Raw genomic sequence first — 26,363 nt, 5'->3', positions numbered from 1 at the left:
GTTGTGGATGGGGCGTCCGTTGAGCGTGAACCCCAATTAGAGGGACATGGAATGCGGTGTCAAGGATAGAAGAGAAGCGGGGCGGTATGTTCGAGACGGAAGATCCTCTGATACGAAGCGCTTCCGGTACGAAGAAAATCGAACAAAACGCACCGTATGGCAAACGTATTTATTCTTTTCTCCAATGGAACTCAGAAATTTGTTTATCTGAGGTGCAAGAAAATTTTAAGTTCATTGTGTATTCACGATGGAGGGGGAGCAAACGGGGGGAGTACCAGAGGGGGCTTGTGCACAGGTGCCCAGGAGAAGAGGAAGTGCCTGGGGGTTACGACGTGACCTGCGCCTCCAGATTGTGTAGAAGGGCCTGAACTTCGCGTTCGTTGTAGCGCCGGATGAGCGGCCGGGCCAGTGGTTGCAGCAGGGTCGGCCCCGGAACCTGATACGTCGCTGCGTAGGTGAAGTGGCACCCACCGTCGATGGGCTCAAAGTACCATCGAAGGGTGCCTTGAAGGTCGCCCGTCATGCTCCAGACGATGCGCTCGTTCGGCACGTAGTCGGTCGCGCGGACCTCGCCGGAAAACGACAGTCCGAGGATCCGGTAGACGTAGTGGGCCCGAGAGCCGCCGTTCGGCAGTCGCTCGAGGAGCGTCGAGTCCGACAGACTCGGGGTAATACGCGCCTGGTGGGCGGGGGCATCCATGAAGTCAAACACCCGCTCCACCGGCGGAGAGAGGTCGATGTGCTCGCGAACGGTTAGCATTGAGTCATGAGTTGATAAGTCATGAGTTGGTGGGTCATGAGTGGGTCCGGTATATATTTTCCGAACTGCCGACCATGCGACGGAGGCGTACTCGTGATACGTGACTCACAACGCATGACTCACGACACTGCGAAACCGATATAGACGGCCTCCAGCGATGCGCCATGCCCATGGTTCGCAGACAGGAGCCGGTCATCGCCGGAACCGGATGTCCTGCACACGGCGCCCGATGGAGACGACGAAGCCGAGCGTGAGAATGATAATGCCGCCCCAGAGGACGCTGATGAGGGGCTTCGTGTAGGCCTGCACCACCACCCAGTTCTCGGGCATCACGTCGACGCCCTCTACGGCGAAGGTCGCCTCGCCGCTGTTCGCGTCCATCTCGGTAAAGCTCATTCGGAGGTCCCAGTCCGCGATTCGGTTCTCGATGTACTGCTGCGAGTTGTCGTTCATCACGAGGTAGATGGGCATGAGCGACCGGGTCTCTCGGGTATCGAGGTTGGTGACCCGAAGGCGGGCCCCCACGGCCATCTGCGCGTCGTCCGGCACGCGGGCGTCGGTCGCCGTCGCCTCCATGGCCCCCTCCGGGCCCTTCAGGACCTCGAATCCGTGGAAGGCGACCGCGTACTCCCGGTCCCCGAGGGTGGTCGAGTCGCCGTCCACGAGCTGAAACTCGCCGCCGGGCGGGCCCTCGTCCTGGGCGACGCCCGTTGCCGCCTTCGGCGTCACGGCGACAAAGAGATCCTTCTCCAGGAAGGCCTTCACGTCCGGGTGCTTGAACCACTGGTCGTTGCTGCCCTGGTACGCCACAGGGTTGAACGTGTGGGTGCGGCCCTGCGGGTCGCGCACGTCCAAGATGTACTGGCCGCGGCCCCGATCGGTCGTCGTCCTGCCCTCGTAGGTGACCCGGTACCCGTTCACGACGCGCGTCTGGCCCTTGGCCACCACGAAGTTCTCGCGCGGCATCTTGTCCTCGTCCGCCGCCGTGGGCTCGCCGATGCGGGGGAGGGCCTGGTCAAAGCCATTGGACGCGATGATGCCGAGGATGATGAGGGCGAAGCCAACGTGCGAGAGCGCCCCGCCGGCCATCCGGGGGTTGCCCCGAAGAATGCGCCAGAGCACAGCCCCGTTGCCGAAAAGCGAAAAGAAGCCCACGAAGAGCAGAAGCAGCATCTGCAGGGCCTGTCCGTACGCCGCCCAGAAGTCGGCCAGGCTTCCCGTGAGGCTGGCCGAGGCCGTCTGGGGGGCGGCTCCGGTTCCCGCCGGGATGACGAGCGCCTGCTCCGCGAACGGCGTCAGAATGAGCACGGCGATGGTGCTCGCGGTGGCCAGGGCGAGCGGCTTCAGCAGAACCCGGTTCACCGTCGCCACGTCCATCTTTTTCCACCAGAAGAGCTGGCCGAGCCCGGCAAGAAACACGAAGCCGAGCGCCAGGGGCAGCGTCCACTGGTTGTAAAACGACTGCGGCACGGCCGACGGGTTGTCCCGGAAGATCTGGCCGAAGATGGGCGCGCTGGTGCCGAGAATGATGACGGCGGCCGTGGCCGTGAGCAGGACCGATCCGCAGAGGATCATGAACTCGCGGGAGAGGGTGCGCGGCTCCTCGTCGGGCACGGGCAGTTCGCCGTACCGGTACGTGAACAGCCCGATGCCCAGGACGCCGAGGGTGGCGATCCAGAGCAGCAGCTGATTGTAGAGGCCGAGGCTCACGAACGAGTGCACCGACACGTCCCCCAAAATCCCGCTCCGCGTGAGGAACGTGGAGTAGATGACGAACAGGTACGCCGCGATGGAGAGGAGGAGCGAGGCCTTCTGGCTCGACCCACTCTTCTTCTGCACCAGCATCGTGTGGAAGGCGGCCACGCCCAGCAGCCAGGGGACGAGCGACGAATTTTCGACGGGGTCCCACGCCCAGTACCCACCGAACGAGAGCGTGACGTAGGCCCAGTACCCGCCCATCGCGATGGCCACGCCCAGCGCCATGACGGCGAAGAGCGTCCACGGCAGGGCCGGGCGCACCCACTGCGTGTAGCGCTTCTTCCACAGCGCCGCGAGGGCAAAGGCAAACGGCACCACCATCGCCGAGAAGCCGAGGAAGAGCACGGGCGGATGGATCGTCATCCAGGGGTTCTGGAGCAGGTCGTTGAGGCCCTGCCCGTCTGCCGGCACGAAGCCCGGGTTTTGCTGAAAGATGGGTGCGTCGGCAAACTTCTCCGGCAGCGTCATGAACGGGGAGGAGCCGATCTCAACGGGGCCGAACTGCAGCCCCACGACCATCGACAGGAGGAACAGCTGGCACAGCCCCACGATGGCCATCACTGGGGTTTCGTACTCCCGCTGGACGTACGCGATGAGGAGCCCCCCCACGACGCACATCATGAGGATCCAGAAGAGGAACGAGCCTTCCTGCCCCGCCCAGAACGTAGAGAAGAGGTAATTCAGCGGCAGGTCGTTCGACGACTGCTGGTAGACGTAGGCGTACTGGTACTGGTGCGTAAGAAGCATGTACCAGAGGAGCCCGGAGGCGGCCCCCACGGCCGTGCTCATGGCGCCCCAGGCCCAGCGGCCGGCCCGCTTCCAGGTGCTGGCCGCGCGCTTGTCCTCGTCGGTCCGGGCGGCCCAGAAGAAGGCGACGGCCGACACGCCACACGTTACGAAGGCGCTCAGAAGGAGAAGCTCGCCGATCGTGCCGAGCATGTGAAGGGGGAGGCAACTAGGTCAGAAGGCGGAAATTCTTGAAAATGCGGCATCGGGCTCGGTTCCGCTCAAGATGGCTTCTGAAGGCGCACTTCAAATTAGTAGCAAACGTTTCAACGAACGACGGTGCGGGCGCCGACGGGCACCCGTTGTGTCGGGCTCAGGGCGCTCTGGGCCGGAGAGAGACCGGGCCGGGGTGGGGAACCTTGGGTCTGGCACTGCTTTTCGACGGACAGCAACCGCTTTCAAAATTCCGCCCTGCGCACAGCCCATGGGGATTCGATCGCACCCGGCCGTGAGGGACGCCTGGGCAGGGCCCCGCTGGGCCTTGCTTCTGCTGTGCGGGGTGCTGGCAGGGTGTGGCTCAACGCAGCACGTGGGGGAACAGGGGCTTCCCGAGGCGCAGGGGATTGCCAGCTACTACGCGGACAAGTTCGTGGGCCGAACGACGGCCAACGGAGAGATATACGACCACCAGGGGCTCACGGCCGCCCACCGCAGCCTGCCGTTCGGGACGCGGGTCCGTGCCACCCGCATCGACGCGCCTGCGCAGCCGTCCGTCGTTGTGCGCATCAACGACCGGGGGCCGTTCAAGGACGGGCGCATCATCGACCTTTCGAAGGCGGCCGCCGGGCGCCTGGACATGATCCGCGACGGGCTCGCGGAGGTGCGGCTGGAGATCGTCTCGTACCCGGCAGGCCCCGCCTCCACGACCGCCGGGCCGTCAGGGGAGAAGCCGTCGGGCCCGGAATCGTCAAGCGCCGGGTGGTAGTGCTGGGCCGGCGGGAACGGCGCCCAACGGGCACAATGACGTCCCGACAAGGAAGGCCCGACACCGATAGAAAAGGAGGTCGACCCGGCGGACGGGCGCGACCTCCTCGTTGAACACAGAGCACGGGGGGTGAAGGCGGCGGGGGACTACGGCTTCTCCGTGGCCACGAAGTCGGCCCGCTCGCCGGACGGGGTGCTCACCACATCCGTAACCTCAACCGAAAAGCTCTTCTCGCGCTCACGGCTTCGGTCGTAGAGGATGCCTTCGAAGTTGGCATCGTCCTCCTCGTTGGCGAGGTCCTCGATTTGCTCTTCGTCCTCCCCGAAGAAGACGCCCTTGTAGGCCTTGCCGTAAACGGTCTTTTCCGAGTAGGCGAACCCCTCCCCTTCCATGTCGTTAAGCGTTGCGTCGTGCAGGTCGTACAGGCTCATGGTCGTGCAGAGAATTTAGATGGGACAGCGTGTGCGAGGCGGGCGATGTGGGCGTGTACTGCCCAGGCGCGAGCAGCCCCCAAGTGAGAGCGAAACGGAGGACACGGCCGGGCGATCAGCATTGCACAAACGTCGAGGCATGTACTTCAGAATGAAGATGCCCGTGACCCCGATAGAACCAGTGCCTATACGACGCGAACGCCCATCGGTTCGCCGGGACGGGCGCGGACCTGTCTCGGGCGGAGAACGAAACATGCCTGGCCGTCATTCCTGCCCGTCTGCCGTGTTGTCCGTCGGTTATGCCTGAGTCCGCGTTCGATCCGGATCGTGTTCGAGACGCCCAGAACGGGGACGAACAGGCCCGGAACGGGCTCCTCCGTCGCCTAGAGCCCATTCTGCGGGGCTACTTCATCAAGCGCATCGGGGCCGAGACCGACGTTGATGATCTGGTGCAGAATACGCTGGTGCGCATCCACGAAAGCCTCGACGATCTTGAGAAGCCGGGCAGCCTGAAGTCGTTCGCCATGAAGGCGGCCCTGTTCGAACTGCAGGACTACTACCGTGGGCGCTACGACATGAAAGAGCACCTGCGCGACCCGGACCTGCCCCTGGGACAGTCGACGGACCCGGAGGACCGGAGTGCCCAGGTGGACGTGGAGACGGCCCTCGACGCCCTCACGCCGAAGGCACAGCGCATCATGGAGCTGCGGGAGTACGGATACCTCTACCGGGAGATTGCCCAGATGCTCGACACGACGGAGGCGGCGGTCAAGATGCAGGTAAAGCGTGCCTTCGAAACCATGAAGGATGCACTGACGGCCCTGCTCCTTCTCGCCTGGCTTTTTGGGCTGTAGTCAAATTTCCGGAACTGTTACTTTCCCGGCGTCGGGAGCGGCTACCCCTTTGGTCGGGGCCGTTCGGGGCGAGAAGGGCCCCTTTGGCTCCGGCCTCGGAGTCGGTTCTTTTCCTGACGGATACGATTACTCGGACCATGGACGACGCGTACGGTCCCCTTCTGTTTGAGGACGCCCTTTCTGCCGAGCAGCGGGCGAAGCTGCGGGCACGACTCGCCGACGACCCGGCGCTGGCCGATGGCTGGGCGCGCTGGCAGCAGGTGCGAGCCCGGCTGCGAGAGCGCCTGCAAGAGCATGTCCCCGACCGGCGCCTTCTCGTCCTGTATGCGCTGTCCGAAGAGGGCCGGGAGGACCTTCTGACGCCCGAGGAGGCCGAGGCCCTCAACGCGGCACGCCCCGCCATTGCCGACGCCCTCGACGCGGTTCCGGCCCTCCAGCAGGTGGTGAAACGGGTGCAGGACGAACGGGCCGACTTCGAAACGGTGTGGGCACAGCACCGCGAAGAAGTTTGGGCTGCGGACGGCACGACAGACCGCCGCTCGCAGACGGACCGAAACGAGCGCGCCCCGCGGCGCCCCGGACGTGCCCGCAGGGAGGGGGGTGGGCGCCAGTGGGCGTGGCGCCTCACCGTTGCGGCCCTCCTGCTCGGCGCCGCCGTCCTGGCTGTGGTGTACGGGCCGCAAGGGGCGGAGCGGACGACCGTGACCGCGGAGGCGGGGGAGCAGCGGCGGGTGGCGTTTGAAGACGGCTCGACGGTTCGGCTCGTGGGGGCGTCCACGCTGTCCTACACGCCCGGGATGGACGCGGCCGAAGAGCGGCGCGTCACGCTGGCGCGTGGCCGCGCTTATTTCGATGTGACCGCCCGGGAGGACGTGCCGTTCGTCGTGACCACGCCCGCAGCCCGAACTGAAGTGCTCGGAACGAAATTCGGGGTCGCGGCCGGAACCGACACCACGGAGGTTGTGCTCGTGGACGGGCGGGTGCGCGTGGGGCCGGGCGGAAACAACGAGGCGGAGCCGGTGGTGCTGGCCCCGGGCGAGCGCAGCACAGTCCGAAGCGGGGACGCCCCCACGCCTCCCGCGCCCGTGGACCTCACCGCGACGCTGGACTGGACCGGACTTTTCGTCTTCCGGGCCGTGCCCACACGTGCCATCGCGGAGCGGCTGCGCGACCACTACGGCGCGTCCATCTCTGTGGCGCCGGCCCTTGCCGAGGAACCTGTGACGGGAACCTTTGAGCGGAATCGGTCGGTGGAGCAAGTGCTCAGCACGATTGCCCGCACGCTGGGAGCGGATGTGCGGACGGAAGGGGAGGCTTACCGACTCGAACCCGGCTCCTAAGGGGCCTTCGGGCAGCCCCAAGACGCTGGCAGCATGCGGAGGGAGGGCTCGTTGAACGAGGGCCCGTGCCGAGAGTAGAATGATGTTCATTTGCTCTCCGGGTCCACCCCAGCGAGGACCGTGCCGCGCCTTCTCTGTGTCGTTGTTGTCCTGATGGGGGCCGTCGGGGGGGGCATGGAGGCCCGCGCGCAGGTGCCCATCGTCATTCGTGTCGACGAGGCCCCACTGACGGCAGCGCTCGAAGAGGTGCGCGCCCAGACGGACCTTGATCTCGTCTACGCCGAGCGGCTCGTGGAAGACCGCACGGCGAGCTGCTCGTATACGGGAACGGACCGGGGGGCCGCGCTCGCATGCGTGCTCGACGGCACGGGCGTCCGGGCCGAGCGGGTGCGCCGGGGGCAATACGTGCTCGTGGCCCGGCCCGACGACGAGCGCAACGCAGAGGCCACGCCACGCGCCTCGCTCAAAGGGTACGTGCTGGACGCAGAGACGGGCGAGCGCCTGCCGGGCGCGCACGTCTACCTAACCCAACTGAAGGCCGGCGCGACGACGAACCAGGACGGCTACTTCGTGATGTCCGGCCTGCCCCCCGAAGACTATAGGGTGCGCATTTCGTACCTGGGGTACCAGTCCGTAGACACCACGCTCACGGCCGGGGCCGGGCCCGCCCGCATCTCGTTGGCCGGCACGTCCATCCAGTCGGAAGGCGTCGTCGTGGAAGCCGGGTCCACGAGTGTCGACGACAACGAACGTCTCCCGGGCATGCGGTCCGTCGCCCTGAACCAGCTGGGCCGGCTGCCCTCGTTCGGGGAGCCGGACCTCTTCCGTGCCCTTCAGTGGACGCCCGGCATCCGAAAGTCGGGCGTGACGAGCGGGGGGCTCAGTGTGCGGGGGGGCAACCCTGATCAAAACCTCTACCTCCTCGACGGCGCCCCCGTCTATCACCCGTGGCACGCCTTCAGCCTGATCTCGACGTTCCAGACCCAGACGCTCCGCTCCACCGAGCTCTACCGCGGGACCTTTCCCGTAGAGCACGGGGGGCGCCTGTCGGCCGTGCTCGATGCGCAGATGAAGGACGGAAGCCGACGCGCGCCGAAGGCCGTCGCGGGGCTCAGCGTGTTCAGCGGACGGTTTCGCGTCGAATCGCCCCTCACGGAGTCGACCTCGTTTATGGTGTCGGGGCGGCGCTCGTATCTCGACAAGCTCATCGGGCGGCGCCATCCGGTGACGGGGGACAATGGGCGCCGCGACACCCTCCGGACGGGGTACTACTTCTTCGACACCAGCGCGAAGCTCACGCACCGCTTTGGGCCGAACCACCGGCTTTCGCTCAGCTACTACCACGGGGGGGACGACCTCGATCTGCGCCTCCCGTTTGATCTGTCCCTGGATTTTTCTTCCTGGCTGCGCCCGCCCGATCTCCTGTTTGAGGTGGCCCAGAATTGGGACAATCGGGTCGTCAGCGCACAGCACCGCTATCTTGCCGGCGATGACCTGTTTCTTACCACGACAGGGTATTACTCCGGGTATCGGGCCCAGGAGGCGTCGTTCGTGCAGCCGACCACGACCGCATCGCTCACGTCCGACTACCGGGTCCGGCTCTCCGACGCAGGGGGGAAGGTGCAGGCCAACTATCACCACTCGGTGAGCCACGAGTGGACCGGAGGGCTCGAAGTCTCTACACTGCAATTCGAGAGCACGCTCAACAGCACCCTGCAGCGGTCGAGCGGAACGTCCAGCCGCCGCGTCCAGGACAGCCGCGTCGCCGCCGCGAAAGTGGTGGGGTATCTGCAGGACACCTGGACCCCGACGCCCCAGTGGACCGTGGAGTCGGGGGTGCGGGCGAGTTATTTCAGCGGGGGGGATTACGTACACCTCGCGCCCCGGCTCAGTGCGCAGCACGTGGTGCATCCGCGGTGGCTCGTCGTGGAGGGCAGCGTGGGCCTGCACGTGCAGCACCTGCAGCGCCTGCGAGATCGGTACTCGCTGGCGTACGACCTGGTATCGAGTCGATGGATCCCGGCGAGTGACCGCGTCCGGCCCGCAACCGGGGGGCAGTTGGGACTCGGGACGTACACGCAGTTGCGGCCCGGATGGAGCCTGGAGCTGGACGCCTACGCCCGGGAAACCCGCGACATCCTCGTGCCGGCCGACGTGTTTCAGGAGAAAGAGGGCATCGAGGGCCCGGGAATTGAGATTGGGGCACTGCTCGGCCAGTACGTGACCGGCACCGAGCGGGCCTTTGGCCTCGAATTCAGCACGCGCTACGAGCAGGGCCCGTGGCGGGCCCGGCTGGGACTGAGCATGGGCCGGACGTTTATCCAGGCCCCGGCCCGATCGGGCCTTCGGTGGCGGCCGTCGGGCCTGGACGTGCCGGTATCGGTCCGCAGTACGCTCGGGTGGACAGGGGCACACTGGCAGGCGACCGTGGCTGCGGAGCTGCGCAGCGGATATCCCATCACGGTGCCGGAGGCGCGCTACAAGCTGGGCGATCCCACGGCCCCCACACCGACGTCGTACCTGTACCGCCCGCAGGTGCACAACGGGCGGCTCCCCCCGTACCTCCGGGTGGACCTGACCGTGGGCTATCAGTTCCAATTGCTGTCCGCGGACTGGACCGCCGCGGTGGACATCTCCAACGTTACCAACCGCGACAACGTCCTGGATCGGACGTACCGGCCCACCGAGACGGGCGTTGACGTCAACCGTCAGCAGGGGCTGCCGATTCTTCCCCTGGTGGAGCTGGAGATGCGACTGTAGGCCCCGGCGTGCCAGAAGCCCCGCGCGCCAGAAGGCCGAGTGCAGACCGAGTCGACCGTTTGCTTGCCGACACGACCCGAATGCCCCGAGAGACGAAACGACACACGCTACGGGCCCTTGGGGGGGTGCTCCTAATGGCTGGGCTCATTCTGGTGCTGGGTCGATGCGACCTGGCGAACCCCACGGAGCCGCAGTCGCTCGTGGTGGAGGCGTTTTTTACGACCGCCCGCCCGCTCCCCTCGATCACCCTTCGGCGAACGCGCCCGCTCACCGCGCCCGGCCGTCGGGACGACAATGCGGCGGCCGGGGCGGCCATCGAGGTCGTCCTGGATGGGGAGTCCGTCTCGTACGAGGAGCACGATGCACGGCCGGGGCTGTACGTTCCGGAGGCGGCCCTCGGGACGGTGCCGGCGGACGTTCCGTGGGCCCTTACAGTGAAGTGGCGGGACGAGATTGCGCGGGCACAGGGCCGAACCCCGCCCCCTATCGACCTGGGCGAGGTCTGTATCGAGGTGCCGGCCGCTCCGGTGCAGGCCGTTCGCGTGGACTCGTTGCGTCGCGACTCGCTCGACATTCCCGCGGAGCAAGGATATCTTTACCCGATAAATGTATCGGTAAAGTGGCCGGCGGGGACACTCCCCCCGGGTGCGGACACGACCCACTGGGTGCGGCCGCAGCTCCGCCCCGACACCGCTGAGTTCTCGTCCCGCGTGGTCAACTTCTTCTTGGAGCCGGTGGACGTACGGCGTGAAGACCAGTTTCGGACCCGGAACGGGCAACGAGCGTGGCGGGGCGTCTACGCGGTGCCCGTCGCGGGCCGCACCTCGGCGCTTCCCGGACACGACCTCACCGTGACGATTGCTCGCGGCGACACTGCATTTGCGGCGTTTGCTCGGAGCCGTGACGACCCGGGGCGGCGCGAACCGGTGTCGAACGTGGAGGGCGGGCTCGGCATCGCCACGGCGGTCGCGATCGACTCGTTGCGTCGCACGGTGGAGGGGACGGGGAAACAGTGCTACGTTCCGTGAAGGCCCGGGTCCCCGGAGAATCTAGCCCGCAGATCAGGTGTACAACGACCCGAAACCACAGGCGAAGGCAGTCGCCACTCGACGTGCACACTCCATCGCAAATCCACCGATCCACATGTCCGAGGGGACGCCGGCAGGAACGATTACGCGCCTTGACCCTCAGGTCAACAACGAGAACCGGGTGTCGGTCTTCATCGACGACGAGTTTGCATTCGGGGTGCATGAGGACCTCGTGGTCAGGCACGGCCTGACGGTCGGGACGGCCCTCACGGCGGAGGACGTGCGCGAGATTGAGGCCGACGAGCAGTACGTGCAGGCCAAGCAGGCGGCGCTCGACTACCTGGCGCACAAACCGCGCACGGAGACGGAGGTGCGCCGGAAACTCAAGCGGAACGACACGCCGGCGTTCGTGATCGACGACGTGGTTGCCCGTCTGTACGAACTGGAGTACCTGGACGACGAGGCCTACGCGCACGACTACGCCCACAACCGCTTTTCCAGCAAGAAGTACGGCCCGGTACGCATCCGACGCGAGTTGAAAGAGCGGGGCATCGACCGGCACCTGGCCGACGCGGCGGTCGACACGCTTTTTGAGGACGAAGACGCAACTGCGGCGGCCTGGGAGCACGCCGAATCCCGGTGGCCGCGGCTGGCCGACGAGGACGACCTGCGTCGTCGCCGGCAGAAAATGTACCGGTATCTCCGCCGCCGCGGCTTCACGTCCGAAACCATCCGTCCCATCCTCGACGAGCTGGAGCGAGAGGGGGGGCGCTCTCCCGTGTAGACAGACGCGAACGAGAGCGGCCGCCCGCGCCCGACGGACGACGTTTATCTTTCATCCGCCACGCCCGCTCGCATGCCCGACGGCCCCGATCCGTCTTCCTCTGGTCCCGACGAATCGCTAGGCCCCGACTCAGAAGAACCGTCGTCGTCAGAGACGGCGCCGGCACGCCACGCCCGGACGACCCCGGCATCCCGCCGGGGCCACGCCCGAGAGCGAATGCCCGTCTCCCCGGACGGGGCCCCCAGCACGTTCACGTTCGACCGGGTGGTTCGTTTTCTGCTCGGGGCCGCGGCCGTCGGGTCCATCGGGTGGATGGTGTGGTACTTCGCCGGCATTGTGCTGTACCTCATCGTCGGGGGGGTGCTCGCGTACCTGCTCCGGCCCCCCGTCGACTACATCCAGGGACTTGGCGTCGGACGGGTCCCGGCCATCCTGGTCGCCTTTGCGGTCTTTCTGGGCGTGATCGTGGTGATCGTGACGTCGGTGGTGCCGTTCATTACGCGTCAGGTCCAGGACTTGTCGCAGCTCATTACCATCGACACGGCCGCGTACGTGGCCACTCTCATCGAGGCGCAGGTTCAGGGCGTCGTTCCGCTGGAGCAAGGCGTCCTGGAGGAGAATGTCCGCCAGGCGGCCGAGTCGCTCATGCGGGGCGATCTGGTGGAGGGCCAACAGGTGGCCGAGACGGTGAGCTCTGTCGTGAGCGTCTTCACGAACATCGTGTACGCCGTCGTCATTGTGCCCTTCGTCACGTTTTTCCTACTCAAAGACGAGCTCCGGATCCGGCGGAGCCTCCTCCACCTCGTGCCCAACCGGTATTTCGAGGTCACGCTCTCGATCCTCGCGAAGGTGGAGCTGAACATTGGGCGCTACTTCCGGGCCCTGCTGGTGCAGGGGACGGCCATTGCGGTCATCGCGTCCACGCTCCTGTGGATCGTGGGCCTGCGAGGCGCCATCGCCATCGGCATCTTTACCGGCCTGGCCAACACGATTCCGTACTTCGGTCCGTTTCTGGGCTTCCTGGCGGGCACGCTCGTCGGCATCGCCCAGACGGGGGACGTGTCGCTGGTGCCGGGGGTGGCCCTCGCCATGGCCCTCACGCAGCTGGCGGACAACGTGCTGCTCCAGCCCCTCATCTTCTCGCGCGCCGCCCAGACCCACCCGCTCGTCATCCTCTTCGTGGTGCTGGCGGGCGCCCAGCTGGGCGGCATTCTGGGGATGCTGATGGCGATTCCCCTCACCACGACGCTGCGCGTGATCGTGGAGCAGCTGCTCTGGAGTCTCCGCAACTACCGGATCCTGCGGGCGGGGTAGGCCGCCCGGGCCAGCCTCTCGGGGACCGAAGACCGTCCCGAGCTGTTTTCCGAATTCTCGTTTCTTCCTTCCCACTTGTCGCTTCCCCCATGCCCCGCTCGGCCGCCGCGTCTATGCGTTCCGACCCCGCTGTGTACGACGATGAAGCCCTCGATGCTGCGAGGGCGGCGGTGCGGGGGCGCGTCGGCTGGGCCCCCGAGATGGCGCTCATTCTGGGGTCGGGGCTGGGGCGCCTGGCGGAGGCGGCGGACGAGACGACGGTCGTGCCCGCCGCCGAGATTCCGGGCTATCCGGAGTCGACCGTGGAGGGGCACAGCGGGAAACTCGTGTTTGGCGCCCTGGAGGACACCCGGGTCGTCTTTGTGCAGGGGCGGGTGCACCTCTACGAAGGGTACCCGGTGCAGAAGATCGCGATGCCGGTGCGGCTGGTGCACGCCCTGGGGGCCGACCGTATGCTCGTCACCAACTCGGCCGGCGGCATCAACCGCACCTTCGACCCGGGCACGCTCATGTTCATCACGAGCCACCTTAACATGGCGTTCGCCAGTCCAGGGGTCGGCGCCGGGGCGGGGCCGGCCCGTCAGCGACCGGAGGGGGAGCAGGCTCCCTTCTACGAGCCGGGGTGGACGGATCGGGCCGAGCAGGTGGCCCTCGATTTGGGGCTGGACGCACGGCGGGGCACCTACGCCTGGACCCTGGGGCCGAGCTACGAGACGAAGGCAGAAGTGCGGGCGCTGGAGCAGCTGGGCGCCGACGCGGTGGGGATGAGCACGGTGCCGGAGGTGATTCAGGCGCACCAATTGGGGATGGCGGTCCTCGGCCTGTCGACGATCACGAACCCCGCCGCGGGCCTGGCGCCCGGCGGCCTCGATCACGACGAGGTCCTCGAGGTGAGCGAGCGGGTGCGGGGGGATCTGATGACGCTGGTGCGGGGCATCGTGCGGGTGGCCGACGCGTAGAGGCGAGGCCCGTGGCTGACGTGACGTTCCTCCTGGCCGAACCGAGCCCGGGGTTCTAAGCTGCGGGGCGGAGGGCCGCCTCGTACCGGTCGATTTCCGTCTGCAGCCGCTCGCGCATCGGGGGGAGGCGCGGGTCGTCGTGGGGGGTGGACGCCTCCAGAACGGCCGCGTGAAACCACCGCTGCGCCTCGGCGTCGCCGCTGAGGGCCGAAAAGATGTCCTCGTCCGCCTGCAGGCTCTGGGTGATGGACCACAGGTTGTGAATCTTGTCGGCCAGGCTGATGGCGGCGGCGTCCGGTCGGCCCGTGCGGATGCCCTCGAGGTAGTCCTCCTTGCGGGCCCGCCAGGGCCGCATCTGCCCGTCGTCGTCCAGCTTCTGCTCGGAGACCTGAACCACGAGCCGGGCCACGTCCGCCCCCACGGCGTCGCGGAGCTGCTTGCGGCGCAGCCGCTGGCCGTGCTGGTTCATGTCCTCAATCGCGTCGTGCAGGTAGGCGGCGGCCACGGCCGTTTCGCCCCAGCCCGCCCGGCGCACGATGGAGGCCACGGCGGCAAGGTGGGCGATGACCGGGATTTGGATCTCCTCGCCCTCGGGCACCTCGAACGCCGGGTCGCGCCAGACGCCCTTCCGGTAGGTGCCGTCGTGCCACTGGGCCGACAGCTCAATGGCGTGTTCAATGAGTGGGCTAAAGAGACCCTCCGGGGGTGGGCCGTCCTCCATGATGGGGCTCAGCGGGTGTTGGGGGGCAGTCGACGAGTGTGTGCGCCGGACGCTCGGGCCGCTATACGTCCACGACCTGGTGGGCAGAGGTATCGGTCCGGAGCGCGTGCCGCAGGTCGTCGAGCAGGGCCGGGCTGTACTTGTTGAGGTAGTACAGCACGTTGACCGTGCGTTCCTGGAGCGTCCCGTCCGGGCGCAGGTTCGTGTGGGCCTTCTTAAGCTGCGCTCGGACCTCGTCCTGCTGCCGTTTTTCGGCCCGGACGACCTTCTGCTTCAGGGACGCCATCTCGTCCATGATTGCCGACCGCGTCGCCTCGGTGGAGGCGCCGAGCGTCCGGTCTACGGCTTCCACCTCGGGCTTCAGGGCATTGAGGGTCTGGTGGAGCTGCGGCAGGGCCTCCGAGAAGAGGGCGTCCACGTCGACCTCCATCGTGTCGACGACCACGTCCTGAAAGAGCGGCTCCAGGCCGTCCCGAAAGTCCGAAACCGACAGGCCGTACTTGTCGAGCACCTTCTGTACCTTGCCCTCCACCAGGGACACACTCGCCCGTGGGTGAATAAGGGGCATGTCGAGGTCGGCCCAGTCGTAGACCCCCTCATACTGGGCGAAGTAGGACACCTCGCCGGGGCCCGCAACGTACGCGGCGGTCGGCAAGAGGTGGTCCTGCATCAGCGGACGCAGGACGACGTTGGGACTGAAGCGTTCGGGCGTCTCGTCTAGGCGATGGAGCAGATCGGAGCGGGAGAACGTCCGGTCCGTGCCGCGGAGCCGAAAGGCGTTTTCGTCCTCCAGGTCGATTGCCCAGCGGCCGTCGTCGCCGAGCCAGAAGAGGTTGGTCGGGCGGGCGTTGACCTGTGCGTGGTAGCCCCGATCGCGGAGCGCCCGACCGGCCGCGTTCACCGGGGCGACGGAGGCCCGCGGGTCCTCAATGTCGCGCCGGAAGAGGGGGCGGGTCAGTGCTTTGAGGCGGGCATCGTCGGGGTTCATGAACACGAGCCCGTCGTCCTCGAAGAGGGAGCGCATCAGGCGGGCGAAGGCATCCTCGAGGCGGGTGCCGGGCTGGTAGGCGGCGCGCACCTGTTCCATCACTGCCGGCTTAAAGTCGGAGGGGGGCAGGGCCTCGTCGAGCCGGTCGACCACGTCCTGGATCCCGTCGGTCAGGGCGAGTCGCCCGACCGCCCCGGGATTGTCGTCCACGCCGGGCTCGTAGGAGAGGGGCACGACCTCGTTGCGCTGGAGGACGTGCGCCGCGGCAATCTCTTCGAAGTCGTGGTCCTCGCCCTCCACCCAGAAGACGGGGACGACGGGGCGGCCCGTCTGGTCCGCCCACTCCTCGACCAGCTGGAGTGTGGTGATGGTCTTGTAGATGGTGTAGAGCGGCCCCGTAAACAGCCCCACCTGCTGGCCCGTCACCACGGCGATGCTGTCCGGGGCCCGCAGGGCCTCAATGTGCGAGCGGGTGCGTTCGTCGAGGCCCCAGCGCTCGTTCTGGTCGAGCAGCGTGTCGGCGAGCCCCTCGCGGTCGGCGGGGCGCTCGGCCGCCGCCGTGGCCGCCGCCCGGCGCGCCGGGCGGGACCGCCAGTCGCCCGGATAAAAGTCCGCCACCGCGTCGAAGTCGGTGCAGTAGTCGACGAACAGGTCGGGGAAGGCGCCGAGGGCACCGGGCGAGGTGCGGTGTGCAGTGCGCTCGGAGGGGGACGGCATGCAGGCGGAGGGCGTGGTGGACAGAGTAACGGAGTTGGGGCGGGACCGTCGCGACGAGGCGCGGGGCTCGGGACAGACGGCAACGGACAATAAAACGGCAACGGACAATAAAAAAGGCGAAGCCGCGGGCACGAGTCCCGCAGGGCTTCGCCAGGATCGAGGGGCCGATCGGGGGCGCTAGTTTTGGTTCTGCTGCTGCTCCTGCTCCAGGCGCTGGATTTCGTCGCGGAGCTCGGCGGCCCGTTCGTAGTCTTCCGCCTCCACGGCCTCCTCGAGCTGTTTCTGCATCTGTTCGAGTTCGGTGCCCTCTTCCTCCTCCGAGGGGGACGTCTCCTCGGCCTGCTCGGCGAGCGAGGAGATGTCCGACTCGTCTTCGGCGACGATGCCGGCCTCGTCCAGCACCGCGGGGGCGACGAAGATGGGCGCGTCCACGCGAACGGCGAGTGCCACGGCGTCGCTGGGGCGGGAGTCGAGCTGGTGCTCTTCGCCGTCGTGGCGGTACCGGATCTTGGCGAAGAAGGTGCCCTCCCGAAGCTCGTCGATCACGACCTCTTCGACGTCCACCTCCACCGCCTCAAACGTGTCGCGCAGCAGGTCGTGCGTCATTGGGCGCGGGGGCTGAATCTTTTCCAGCTCCAGCGCAATCGCCTGGGCCTCAAACGCTCCGATGATAATTGGCAGACGGCGGTTGCCTTCGACCTCTCCGAGCACAAGGGCGTAGGCCCCTCCGCTGGAAGGGCTCGTGGAGAGACCAATGATATCTACCCGAGTAAAATCCATCGCGAGCTCAGTGAATTCGGAGAAAGTGCTCAGTGGCCGAGAGTAACGCGCCGGTCCGTTTCGCCGAGCGGCGGAACGGAGCTATACCTCAGAGATTGCACCCGCCTCTTCAAGCGAAACGTCCAACGCGTCCAGAAACGCGTTGTTCTCCTTCTCGGTCCCCGCACTGACGCGCAGATACCCCTCCAGCTCCGGATACCCGCCCATGTTGCGGACCAGAACGCCGCGGTCCGCCAGCCGGTCCTGCAGCGTATCGGCCGGCAGTGGGGTGGTGAAGACGACGAAATTCGCCTGCGAGGGCACCACCTCGACCCCCTCCATCGCCTGCAGGGCCTCGGTAAGGGTTGTAATCGAGGCCTCGATGCGCGATACGCGGTCCTCAATCAGGTCGGGGCGCCGCAGCACCGCCAGGGCCGTCTGCTCGGCGAACCGGTCCACCATGAAGGGCAGGCGCGCCTTCATGAGCTCCGTCACCACGGCGGGGTGGGCGAGCAGGTACCCGAGCCGCGCGCCCGCCAGCCCGAACCCCTTCGAGAGCGTGCGGAGAATCAGCACGTTGGGGTGTCGCTCAAGCAGGTCGATGGCGGTGCCCTCCGGGTTGAACTCCACGTACGCCTCGTCGATCACCACGAACCCGGAGCTCGCCGTGACGACCTGCTCGAGCTCGTCGAGCGTCATGGCCAGCCCCGTGGGGTTGTTCGGAGTGGTGAGGATGGTCAGAACGGCGTCGGTCTCCGCCGCGGCCGTGGCGAGGGCATCCGCGTCGAACCCAAAGTCGTCCTGGGGCGGCACGATGGTGAGGTCGGCCTCCTGCAGGCGCATCACCTTCTCGTAGAGGGAGAACATCGGGCGGGGCAGGACCACCGGGTCGCCCGGGTCCAAGAAGGCGAGGCCGAAGGTGTAGGTGATTTCGTTGGAGCCGTTGCCGACGAGGATCTGGTCGGGATCGACGCCGTCGTACTCGGCGAGCGCATGGCGCAGGGCCTCCGGCTGCTCGGAGGGATACCGGTTCATCTCCACCTGCGCGTGGGCGTCGAGGAGCTCCTGTTTGAGGCCCGCCGGCAGGTCAAAAGGGCTTTCGTTCTGGTTGAGCTTTACGTCAATCCCCTCCGGCATGTCCACGATGTACTCGCTCCGGTCCCGCACGGCGGGCCGGATGTGCTGGAGCACGTCGTCGAGGGACGGAGAGTCGGGGGCAACGGCCATGGGCCCGGCGGGGCGTCTCGGGAGGGAAGAGCGAATGGGGTATGCAAAAGGTACCAGCAGGCGGGCACAATGTCTCCGGGGTCACGGCTTTTTCGAACCCGATCCGTCGTCGCGGTCAAGCCGTGTCCGGATCGCCTCGGCGTGGGCCTGCAGGTCTTCCGCCTCGGCGATGGTGGCAATCTTCGGCCCGGTCTCGTCCAGCCGGTCCTTCGTGTAGGAGAGGACGGACTGTGTGCGCACGAAGTCGTCGACCCCAAGGGCGGAGGCGTGGCGGGCCGTGCCGCCGGTGGGCAGCACGTGGTTGGGGCCCGCAAAGTAGTCGCCCACGGGCTCGGACGAGTACGCGCCCAGGAAAATGGCCCCGGCGTGGCGGATGTGGGTCATGGTCTGCCAGGGATCGTCCACGTGCAGCTCCAGGTGCTCCACGGCGAGGTCGTTCATGAGGTCGATGGCCGCGTCCATCGTGTCGGGCACGACGCACGCCCCGTAGTCGGCGAGGGACTGCTCGATCACGTCGGCGCGGGGGAGGGCGGGAACCATCGCCTCCACGTGCTCCTGCACGGCCTCGGCCAGGGGCCGGTGGGGCGTGACGAGGACCGCGGAGGCCCGCTCGTCGTGCTCGGCCTGCGAGAGCAGGTCGGCGGCCACGAACTTGGGGTCGGCCGTGGCGTCGGCCAGCACGCCGATCTCGCTGGGGCCGGCCACCGAGTCGATTCCCACGCGCCCGAATACCTTTTTCTTCGCGGCGGCCACGTACGCGTTGCCCGGGCCCACGATCGTGTCGACCGCCGGCACCGACGCGGTGCCGTAGGCGAGCGCCCCGACGGCCTGCGCGCCCCCGACGGCGTAGATGTGGTCCAGGCCCAGGAGGGCGGCGGTGGCGAGGACGAGCGGGTGGGGGCGGCCGTCGTCTTGAGGAGGCGAGACGAGGTGAATCTCGTCGACGCCCGCGACCTGCGCGGGAATTGCGTTCATCAGCAGGCTCGACGGGTAGAAGGCCGTGCCGCCCGGCACGTACAGCCCGGCCCGCTCCATCGGCACCACGCGCTGTCCCAGGATCACCCCGTCCCCGTCGTCGGTGAACCAGGACTCGTCCACCTGCTTGTCGTGGAAGCGGCGGATGTTGGCCGCGGCCTCCTCAAGGGCGTCCTGCAGATCGGCGTCGAGCGCGTCGACCGCGCCGTCGAGCACCGAGGCCGGCACCTGGACCGGGTCGGGGCGCACCCCGTCGTACGTCTCGGTCAGCTCGATCAGGGCCTCGTCGCCCTCCGCACGAATCCGCGCCAAAATGCCCTCGACGGTGGCGTCCACCTCGTCGCTGAAGGTGCCGCCCCGGCTCACAATGGCGTCGAGGCGGGCGGTGTCGTCGGGCGTGATCAGGGGAATCATAGAAGTGGGCATGCGCGAAATGAGTTCGATAGGACAAATAGATCTATTTTCGAGCCGGGGGAATGTTTTGGGGCGGACGTTGAAAGGTTGGAACGCCCGCGGTGGCCCCGAACGCCGGACGGAGGCCAGAATTCCGGCAGTCCCGAAACGTCCGGTGCACACGCGGCGTTCGCCATCCCGATATGCCTAATGTCAAAACTGCGTCCCACACTGTCGGCACCACCGAGGACCGCGTGGACCTCAAGACCATGGGCCGTGCGGGCCTGAAGGCCTTCGTGGCCGAGCACGGCGCGCCCCGCTACCGCGGCGACCAGCTGTTCAACTGGGTCTACGGGAAAGGGGTCTCTGACTTCGCGCAGATGTCGAACCTTCCCAAGCGGATGCGCCGCGGCCTACAGCGCGACGCGACGGTCGAGGACATCGAGATCGTGGAGCAGCAGCAGGCCGCCGACCGGACCGTGAAGGCACTCTTTGAACTGCCCTCGGGGCGGGAGGCCGAGACGGTGCTCATCCCCGCCATCGACGAGCGGGGGGAGGCGCGTCGCCTGACGGTGTGCGTGTCGAGTGAAGTCGGCTGCGCGATGGGGTGTGAGTTCTGCGCCACCGGCCGCATGGGCTTCCGCGAAAACCTCACGCCCGGGGCCATCTTCGACCAGGTGTGGCACATGAACGAGGTCGCCCAGGAGCACTTCGGGCGGCCCGTGACCAACATCGTGTTCATGGGAATGGGGGAGCCGCTCCTCAACTACGACGCGGTGCTCGACAGCATTTCCATTCTGACCGACGAGGACAGCCTCAACCTCTCGGCCCAGAAGATCACCGTCTCCACCGTCGGCCTCGCCCGCCGCATCAAGGACCTGGCCGACGACCAGCTGCGTACCAACCTGGCCGTCTCCCTGCACGCGCCGGACAACGAGACGCGCAGCCGCATCATGCCGGTGAACGAGGCGGAGAAGACGAGCCTCCCCGCGCTGAAAGAGGCGCTCCAGTACTACTTCGACAAGACCGGCCGCCAGATTACGTACGAGTACTGCCTCTTCAAGGGCGTGAACGACAGCGAAGCGGACGCCCGCAACCTGGCCGAAATCACACGCTGGGCCCCGAGCAAAGTGAATCTGCTCATGTACAACCCGGTCGAGGGCCTCAACTTCGAACGGACGTCGGAGGCCCAGCTCGACCGGTTTGTGCAGGTGCTCGTGCAGGAGGGCGTGACCGTGACGGTGCGGCGCAGCCGCGGGCAGGACATCGACGCGGCCTGCGGGCAGCTCGCCAACGAAGAGGAGAACGCGTAGGGGAGAACGCGGGTCGCTTCTGGGGGACCACTGCCTCCCCTGACGACAGACGCGCGCGCTTGGTGGCTTGGCCGCCGTCCCAGCATCCATTTCGCTCATCCCCGTCCTTGATTCGATTATGGCCCATCCGTTCTCCGACGCCCCCGACTGGCTCAGCCGCCTCGTTCAGGGGCTGCTCGGCCTCCTCGGGGTCTACGCCGCCGTCCGGCTCCTGCCGCGCGTGCTGAAGAGCATGACGCGCCGCTTCCTGTTCGGCCTCATCGGGGAGATTCTCCTCGTGGCCCTCGGCCTCTTCCTGACGCGCCGCGCCACCGAGCGCCCCCGCTCCAGGAACACCGCGCCGGCAGAAAAGAGCGATCGGAAAAGACAAGCAAGGGGACGTGCCCCGCGCAACGGAGATCCCACCTCGTGACTCATGCGCTCATGACGCGGTTCGGAAGAAGCCGTATCTCCGGATTCTCGTCCTCTCCCGCCTGATCCAACGCTGTCATGTTTGAAGAGACAGGCTTTCGATCCGAGCACCTCGGTGTCATTACGCACGGGTCGCTGAACGAGGGCATCGAGATGAAGCTCGATTCGGCGGAGTCCGTGGAGGACGTGGTGGCCGGGACGTTCGTCGTGATTCAGGGGGAGAAGCACGACTTCTTTTGCATGATCACGGACATCGAGATCGAGGCGGCCAACGAGCAGATCCTGCTCAACCCGCCCGACCCGTCCGACGACCTGCTGCGCGAGGTGATGCAGGGGTCTGGCACCTACGTGACCGTCCAGCTGAAGCCGATGCTCATGATGCCGAACGCCGACCATCCGGAGCTGACGGACGAGGAGCCGGCGTCGGTGAAGACCATCCCCGCGCACTTCTCGCCGGTCGCGCCCGCGGAGGCCGACGACGTGGCCCGCGTCTTTGGCGACGAGACGTGGGACGACGGGCGGACGTACTTCCATGTGGGCCACCCGATCGGGATGGAGGAGAGCCCGGTGTGCATCGACCTCGCGAAGTTTGCCGAGCGCTCGAACGCCATCTTCGGCAAGACGGGGACCGGCAAAACCTTCCTCACGCGGCTGCTGCTGGCGGGGACGATCGTGACGGGGCGCGCCGTCAACCTCGTGTTCGACATGCACTCCGAGTACGGCTACGGCAGCCAGGCGGAGGGGGCGGACGGGCAGGCGCAGTTCGTGAAAGGGCTGCGCGATCTGTTTCCGAGCCGGGTGAGCCTCTTCTCGCTCGACCCCTCCACCACCCGCCAGCGCGGGCACACGCCGGACCACGACGTGCACCTCCACGCCGACCAGATTCAGCCGGCCGACATCCTGCCGCTGCGCGACACGCTCAACCTCAACGCCACCGCCGCCGAGAGCAGCTACCTCCTCAAAAACCAGTACGGCGACCGGTGGCTCACCACCCTCCTGGAGGCGCAGAGCGGGGACGACTTCGAGCGGCTGGCCGACGAGACCGGCGCCCACAAGAACTCGATCGAGGCGCTGCGGCGCAAGCTGGCCCCGTTTCAGGAGTACGACTTTTTTACCACCCAGCCCTCGCCCGACGACTACGACGTCCTCGACGCCCTGCTCGAAAACTTGGACGGTGGCAAGTCGGTGGTGTTGGAGTTCGGGCAGTACGACGACCTGCGCGTCTATCTGCTGGTGGCTAACGCCCTCACGCGCCGCATCCGGCGGGCCTACGAGGCGAAGACGAACCGCTACCGCCAGACCCAGAACGAGGGGGACAAGCCGCAGCCCCTCATGATCACGATCGAGGAGGCACACAAATTCCTGTCGCCGGACATTGCGCACGAGACGCCGTTCGGCAAGATTGCGCGCGAGATGCGGAAGTTCTTCGTGAGCCTGCTGGTGGTGGACCAGCGCCCGAGCGCGATCGACGAGGAGGTGCTCAGCCAGATCGGCACCAAGATGGTGGCCAAGCTGAGCGACGACAAAGACATCGGGGCCGCCCTCGTGGGCACGAGCGACGCGTCGTCCCTCCGCGAAATTCTCGCCTCCCTCGACGCGAAACAGCAGGCCCTCCTGCTGGGGCACGCCGTGCCCATGCCGATCGTCGTCAAGACGCGAACCTACGACCAGGACTTCTACGACGCGCTCCGTAGCCACCCCGCAGCGAGCAGCGTCGACGGGGAGGCCGACCCGGATGCAGAAATGGAAGACCTGTTCTATTAACCCTCGCCGGGCCGGGCGGCGAGCCCCGTGCTACGTGCAGCGCGTCGGGAGGGGCCCGCGGCAGACGTCTCCGGATCCGAACCGGTGCCGGGCCGGCCTAGGCCCGCGTCACCGAAGAAAATGATGTGCTGGCGGGACGGGAGGTGGGACGGGGAGACGCCCCGCCGTCCCCGGAATCGTGGGAATCGTCGTCGGGGAGGGCGTCGCTGATTGCATCCTGAACGTTCTGTAGCAGCAGGGCGGCGTAGAGGCTGCGGTACGGGTGTTGCTCTCGGGCCTCGATGGGCAGGGACGGCAGGCGGTCGTTCATGGCAGGAGAAGGGACAGGTCAGACGGAACGAAAGGGCACCGGGAGTGGCGTTTTGCGAAAAACTCATTCTGTAATTAGTTCAGAGCAAGCGGCGTGCCAGAAATTTGAGGGGAAACGAGACGCCCGGAAGGGGCGATGAGCCTCGTGGCAGGATGCGGAGTTTGGGCAAAATCGAGGCGGGGCACATTTTGATTTGAAACGACCGGGTCGTGCTCGTCCGTTCTGTAGGGCCACTCTCCCCAGCGCGGGAGAACGTCTCTTCCAACGATGTCCCCCGTCCGATGCCCGACTCGTCTAGCGTCTCCCCCGACGCCACCCCCACGAGCGACCCGTCGTACGACCTGGTCGGCTCCCGCCGTCAGCCGCTCGACGCCATCTTTGAACCGAAAAACGTGGCGGTGATTGGGGCGAGCGAGTCGCCCGGCAGCGTGGGGCGGACCCTGCTTTGGAATCTTGTGAGCAACCCGTTTGGGGGCACCGTCTTTCCGGTGAACCCGAAGCGGGACAGCGTGCTCGGCATCGAGGCGTACGAGGGCATCGGGGCCGTGGAGGCGGACGTCGATCTGGCCGTGATCGCTACCCCTGCACCGACGGTGCCCAGAATTGTAGAGCAGTGCGGCGAGGCGGGCGTGGAGGGGCTCGTCATCGTGTCCGCCGGCTTCCGCGAGGTGGGCGAGGAGGGGGCGGCACTCGAGCGGGACATCAAGGACATTGCGCGGACGCACGGCATCCGCATCGTGGGGCCGAACTGCCTGGGCATTATGCGGCCGCCCAACGGCCTCAACGCCACCTTTGCCGGGTCGATGGCCAACGAGGGCGACGTGGCGTTCGTCAGCCAAAGTGGTGCGCTCCTTACGTCAATTCTCGACTGGAGCTTCCGCGAGAACGTGGGCTTCAGTTCGTTCGTCTCCATCGGCTCGATGCTCGACGTGGACTGGGGCGACATGATCGAATACCTGGGCGACGACCCGAAGACCGAGAGCATTGTGCTCTACATGGAGTCCATCGGCAACGCGCGGTCGTTTCTCTCGGCGGCGCGGGACGTGGCCCAGAGCAAGCCCATCATCGTCATCAAGGCGGGGCGCACCGACGCGGCGGCGGAGGCGGCGGCCTCCCACACCGGCACGCTCACCGGCAGCGACGCCGTGCTGAACGCGGCCTTCCGCCGCAGTGGCGTGCTGCGGGTCGACGACATCAACGACCTCTTCTACATGGCCGAGGTGCTCAGCAAGCAGCCCCGTCCGGAGGGGCGCAACCTCACCATCCTTACCAACGCGGGCGGGCCTGGCGTGCTGGCCACCGACGCCCTGATTGGGGGCGGCGGTGAGCTGACGCCGATCTCCGAAGACGCGACGGACGCGTTCGACGACATCCTGCCGGGGGCGTGGAGCCACGGCAACCCCGTCGACATTCTGGGGGACGCCGACCCGGAGCGCTACGCGGAGTCCCTGGAGGTGGCGGCCAACGACGAAAACAGCGACGGGCTGCTGGTCGTCCTGACGCCCCAGGCCATGACCGAGCCCACGAAGACGGCCGAGCACCTCCGGCCCTACGCCCGCGACAACGACAAGCCCATCCTGGCCAGCTGGATGGGGGGCGACGCGGTGGCCTCCGGTGAGAACATCCTCAACGAGTCCGGCCTGCCTACCTTTGCGTACCCGGACACCGCAGCGCGCGTGTTCAACCACATGTGGCGCTACAGCTACAACCTGCGCGCCCTCTACGAGACGCCGAGCCTGCCGGAGGACGAGCCGGGGCTCCCCGACCGCGAGGCGGCCGCCGGCATCGTGCAGGCCACCCACGAGTCCGGTCGCGTGCTGATGACCGAGCACGCGTCGAAGGAGCTGCTGGCGGCCTACGGCATTCCCACCGTCGACTCGCCGGTGGCGGAGACCCCCGAGGAGGCGGTCGCGGCGGCGCAGGAGATTGGGTATCCGGTGGTGGTGAAGCTCCATTCCACCTCCATCACGCACAAATCGGATGTGGGCGGCGTGCACCTGGGCCTCACGAGCGACGCGGACGTTGAGGCCGCCTTTGCCCAGGTCGAAAACAACGTGGCGGAGGGCTTCGACGGGGTCACGGTGCAGCCCATGATCGACCGGAGCGACGGGTACGAGCTCATCATCGGCAGCAGCATGGACGAGCAGTTCGGGCCGGTACTGCTCTTCGGCTCCGGGGGGCAGCTGGTGGAGGTCTATCAGGACCGTGCCCTCGGCCTGCCGCCGCTCAACCGCACCCTGGCCCGCCGCATGATGGAGCAGACCCAGATCTACGAGGCGCTGCAGGGGGTGCGGGGCCGTGAGGCGGTCGACCTCGACGCCCTGGAAACCCTGCTGGTCCGCTTTAGCCAACTGGTGGTGGAGCAGCCGCGCGTGAAGGAGATCGACGTGAACCCACTGTTGGCCCGGCCGGGCGACGACGGGCTGCTTGCCCTTGACGCCCGGGTGGTGCTGCATCCCTACACGAAAGACGACGACGAGCTGCCGACGCCCGCAATCCGGCCCTACCCGCGGCAGTACGTCGGCACCCACGCGGTGGCCGACAGTGAGGAGGTCACCATTCGTCCCATCCGGCCCGAGGATGAGCCCAAGCTGGTGACCTTCCACGAGCGCCTGTCCGAGCGGAGCGTGTATCTGCGGTACGCCAACCTGATGAAGCTGGAGCAGCGGGTGGCCCACGACCGGCTCGCCCGCATCTGCTTCATCGATTACGACCGTGAGATGGCCCTGGTCGCCGAGCGGCCCACCGAGGATGGAGACGACCGAATCATTGGGGTGGGACGCCTCACCCAACAGCCCGGGCGCAACGAGGCGGAGTTTGCGATGCTCGTAATTGACGAGTATCAGGGGGAGGGCATTGGGACTGAGCTGCTGCGCCGCCTCGTGGAGGTGGGCAAGACGGAGGGCCTTGACCGCATCACGGCCGACATCCTGCAGCAGAACCACGCCATGCAGCGGGTCTGCGAGAAGCTTGGGTTCGAGGTCGTGCGGGGCGACGGGCGAGAAATGGTGCAGGCCGTAAAGACCCTCTGACGACTGTCCCTCGCGATGGGGCGGAGCGCGCCCACAACGAGAGGCACAGAACAC

At 67.0% G+C, this 26,363-nt stretch carries 20 protein-coding genes and 1 pseudogene; 12 read left to right on the top strand and 9 right to left on the bottom strand.

Annotated features, from left to right (window positions below; genetic code table 11):
• Positions 1-325 precede the first annotated feature (325 nt).
• Positions 326-760, bottom strand: a complete 435-nt coding sequence (locus tag OJA40_RS04300; RefSeq protein WP_263810002.1) for an SRPBCC family protein — start codon at positions 758-760, stop codon at positions 326-328.
• A 192-nt stretch (positions 761-952) separates the two neighbouring features.
• The gene (locus OJA40_RS04295) at positions 953-3,457 is read right to left on the bottom strand and encodes a heme lyase CcmF/NrfE family subunit (protein ID WP_208425439.1); all 2,505 of its coding nucleotides are present in this window, start codon (positions 3,455-3,457) and stop codon (positions 953-955) included.
• A gap of 271 nt (positions 3,458-3,728) precedes the next feature.
• Between OJA40_RS04295 and OJA40_RS04290 the strand changes: the two are divergent.
• Positions 3,729-4,142 (top strand): annotated as a pseudogene (locus OJA40_RS04290) (septal ring lytic transglycosylase RlpA family protein); the annotation flags it as partial.
• Between the two features lie 233 nt (positions 4,143-4,375).
• Here OJA40_RS04290 and OJA40_RS04285 read toward each other — a convergent pair.
• Positions 4,376-4,660: a hypothetical protein gene (locus OJA40_RS04285; protein WP_208425437.1), complete on the bottom strand. Its 285-nt coding sequence runs from the start codon at positions 4,658-4,660 to the stop codon at positions 4,376-4,378.
• Between the two features lie 299 nt (positions 4,661-4,959).
• On the opposite strand from OJA40_RS04285, the gene OJA40_RS04280 reads away from it, so the two are divergent.
• The 7 genes from OJA40_RS04280 to OJA40_RS04250 all read left to right on the top strand — a co-directional run bounded on the left by OJA40_RS04280 (position 4,960) and on the right by OJA40_RS04250 (position 13,699).
• Positions 4,960-5,514 carry an RNA polymerase sigma factor gene (locus OJA40_RS04280; RefSeq protein ID WP_208425436.1) on the top strand — a complete coding sequence of 185 codons (555 nt, stop codon included), beginning with the start codon at positions 4,960-4,962 and terminating at the stop codon, positions 5,512-5,514.
• 137 nt (positions 5,515-5,651) lie between these two features.
• The gene (locus OJA40_RS04275; RefSeq protein WP_263810000.1) at positions 5,652-6,854 is read left to right on the top strand and encodes a FecR domain-containing protein; all 1,203 of its coding nucleotides are present in this window, start codon (positions 5,652-5,654) and stop codon (positions 6,852-6,854) included.
• 120 nt (positions 6,855-6,974) lie between these two features.
• Positions 6,975-9,614 carry a TonB-dependent receptor gene (locus tag OJA40_RS04270; protein ID WP_263809999.1) on the top strand — a complete coding sequence of 880 codons (2,640 nt, stop codon included), beginning with the start codon at positions 6,975-6,977 and terminating at the stop codon, positions 9,612-9,614.
• Between the two features lie 80 nt (positions 9,615-9,694).
• Entirely contained in the window at positions 9,695-10,642 is a 948-nt protein-coding gene (locus tag OJA40_RS04265; RefSeq protein ID WP_263809998.1) for a hypothetical protein, read from the top strand.
• Positions 10,643-10,757: 115 nt separating this feature from the next.
• Positions 10,758-11,426, top strand: a complete 669-nt coding sequence (locus OJA40_RS04260; RefSeq protein ID WP_263809997.1) for a RecX family transcriptional regulator — start codon at positions 10,758-10,760, stop codon at positions 11,424-11,426.
• A gap of 216 nt (positions 11,427-11,642) precedes the next feature.
• Positions 11,643-12,740 (top strand): AI-2E family transporter, encoded by a 1,098-nt coding sequence (locus tag OJA40_RS04255; protein ID WP_263809996.1) that lies wholly within the window; start codon positions 11,643-11,645, stop codon positions 12,738-12,740.
• Between the two features lie 113 nt (positions 12,741-12,853).
• Complete coding sequence (locus OJA40_RS04250; RefSeq protein WP_263809995.1) at positions 12,854-13,699, top strand: purine-nucleoside phosphorylase; 846 nt, start codon at positions 12,854-12,856, stop codon at positions 13,697-13,699.
• Positions 13,700-13,754: 55 nt separating this feature from the next.
• Here OJA40_RS04250 and OJA40_RS04245 read toward each other — a convergent pair whose 3' ends face one another.
• The 5 genes from OJA40_RS04245 to hisD all read right to left on the bottom strand — a co-directional run bounded on the left by OJA40_RS04245 (position 13,755) and on the right by hisD (position 19,512).
• Entirely contained in the window at positions 13,755-14,420 is a 666-nt protein-coding gene (locus OJA40_RS04245; RefSeq protein WP_263809994.1) for an HD domain-containing protein, read from the bottom strand.
• A gap of 61 nt (positions 14,421-14,481) precedes the next feature.
• Positions 14,482-16,125 (bottom strand): bacillithiol biosynthesis cysteine-adding enzyme BshC, encoded by a 1,644-nt coding sequence (bshC, locus tag OJA40_RS04240; RefSeq protein ID WP_263809993.1) that lies wholly within the window; start codon positions 16,123-16,125, stop codon positions 14,482-14,484.
• Between the two features lie 177 nt (positions 16,126-16,302).
• Complete coding sequence (locus tag OJA40_RS04235; RefSeq protein ID WP_208425429.1) at positions 16,303-16,905, bottom strand: bifunctional nuclease family protein; 603 nt, start codon at positions 16,903-16,905, stop codon at positions 16,303-16,305.
• Positions 16,906-16,986: 81 nt separating this feature from the next.
• Positions 16,987-18,111 (bottom strand): histidinol-phosphate transaminase, encoded by a 1,125-nt coding sequence (hisC, locus tag OJA40_RS04230; protein ID WP_208425428.1) that lies wholly within the window; start codon positions 18,109-18,111, stop codon positions 16,987-16,989.
• Between the two features lie 81 nt (positions 18,112-18,192).
• Entirely contained in the window at positions 18,193-19,512 is a 1,320-nt protein-coding gene (hisD, locus tag OJA40_RS04225; RefSeq protein WP_263808249.1) for a histidinol dehydrogenase, read from the bottom strand.
• A gap of 170 nt (positions 19,513-19,682) precedes the next feature.
• Here hisD and rlmN point away from each other — a divergent pair, with 170 nt between their 5' ends.
• The 3 genes from rlmN to OJA40_RS04210 all read left to right on the top strand — a co-directional run bounded on the left by rlmN (position 19,683) and on the right by OJA40_RS04210 (position 22,967).
• On the top strand, positions 19,683-20,792 hold the full coding sequence (gene rlmN / locus OJA40_RS04220) for a dual-specificity RNA methyltransferase RlmN (protein WP_263809992.1): 1,110 nt from the start codon (positions 19,683-19,685) through the stop codon (positions 20,790-20,792).
• A 118-nt stretch (positions 20,793-20,910) separates the two neighbouring features.
• Positions 20,911-21,204, top strand: a complete 294-nt coding sequence (locus OJA40_RS04215; RefSeq protein WP_208425426.1) for a hypothetical protein — start codon at positions 20,911-20,913, stop codon at positions 21,202-21,204.
• 77 nt (positions 21,205-21,281) lie between these two features.
• A complete protein-coding gene (locus OJA40_RS04210; protein ID WP_208425425.1) occupies positions 21,282-22,967 on the top strand; it encodes a helicase HerA domain-containing protein in 1,686 nt (561 codons plus the stop codon).
• Positions 22,968-23,064: 97 nt separating this feature from the next.
• On the opposite strand, the gene OJA40_RS04205 is transcribed toward OJA40_RS04210, so the two are convergent.
• A complete protein-coding gene (locus OJA40_RS04205; RefSeq protein ID WP_263808251.1) occupies positions 23,065-23,277 on the bottom strand; it encodes a hypothetical protein in 213 nt (70 codons plus the stop codon).
• A 281-nt stretch (positions 23,278-23,558) separates the two neighbouring features.
• On the opposite strand from OJA40_RS04205, the gene OJA40_RS04200 reads away from it, so the two are divergent.
• On the top strand, positions 23,559-26,309 hold the full coding sequence (locus OJA40_RS04200) for a bifunctional acetate--CoA ligase family protein/GNAT family N-acetyltransferase (RefSeq protein ID WP_208425424.1): 2,751 nt from the start codon (positions 23,559-23,561) through the stop codon (positions 26,307-26,309).
• Positions 26,310-26,363 lie beyond the last annotated feature (54 nt).

Origin of the sequence: Salinibacter pepae (assembly GCF_947077775.1) — a bacterium.
Classification (GTDB): Bacteria; Bacteroidota; Rhodothermia; order Rhodothermales; family Salinibacteraceae; genus Salinibacter; species Salinibacter pepae.
This window is presented reverse-complemented; position numbering and strand designations above follow the sequence as displayed.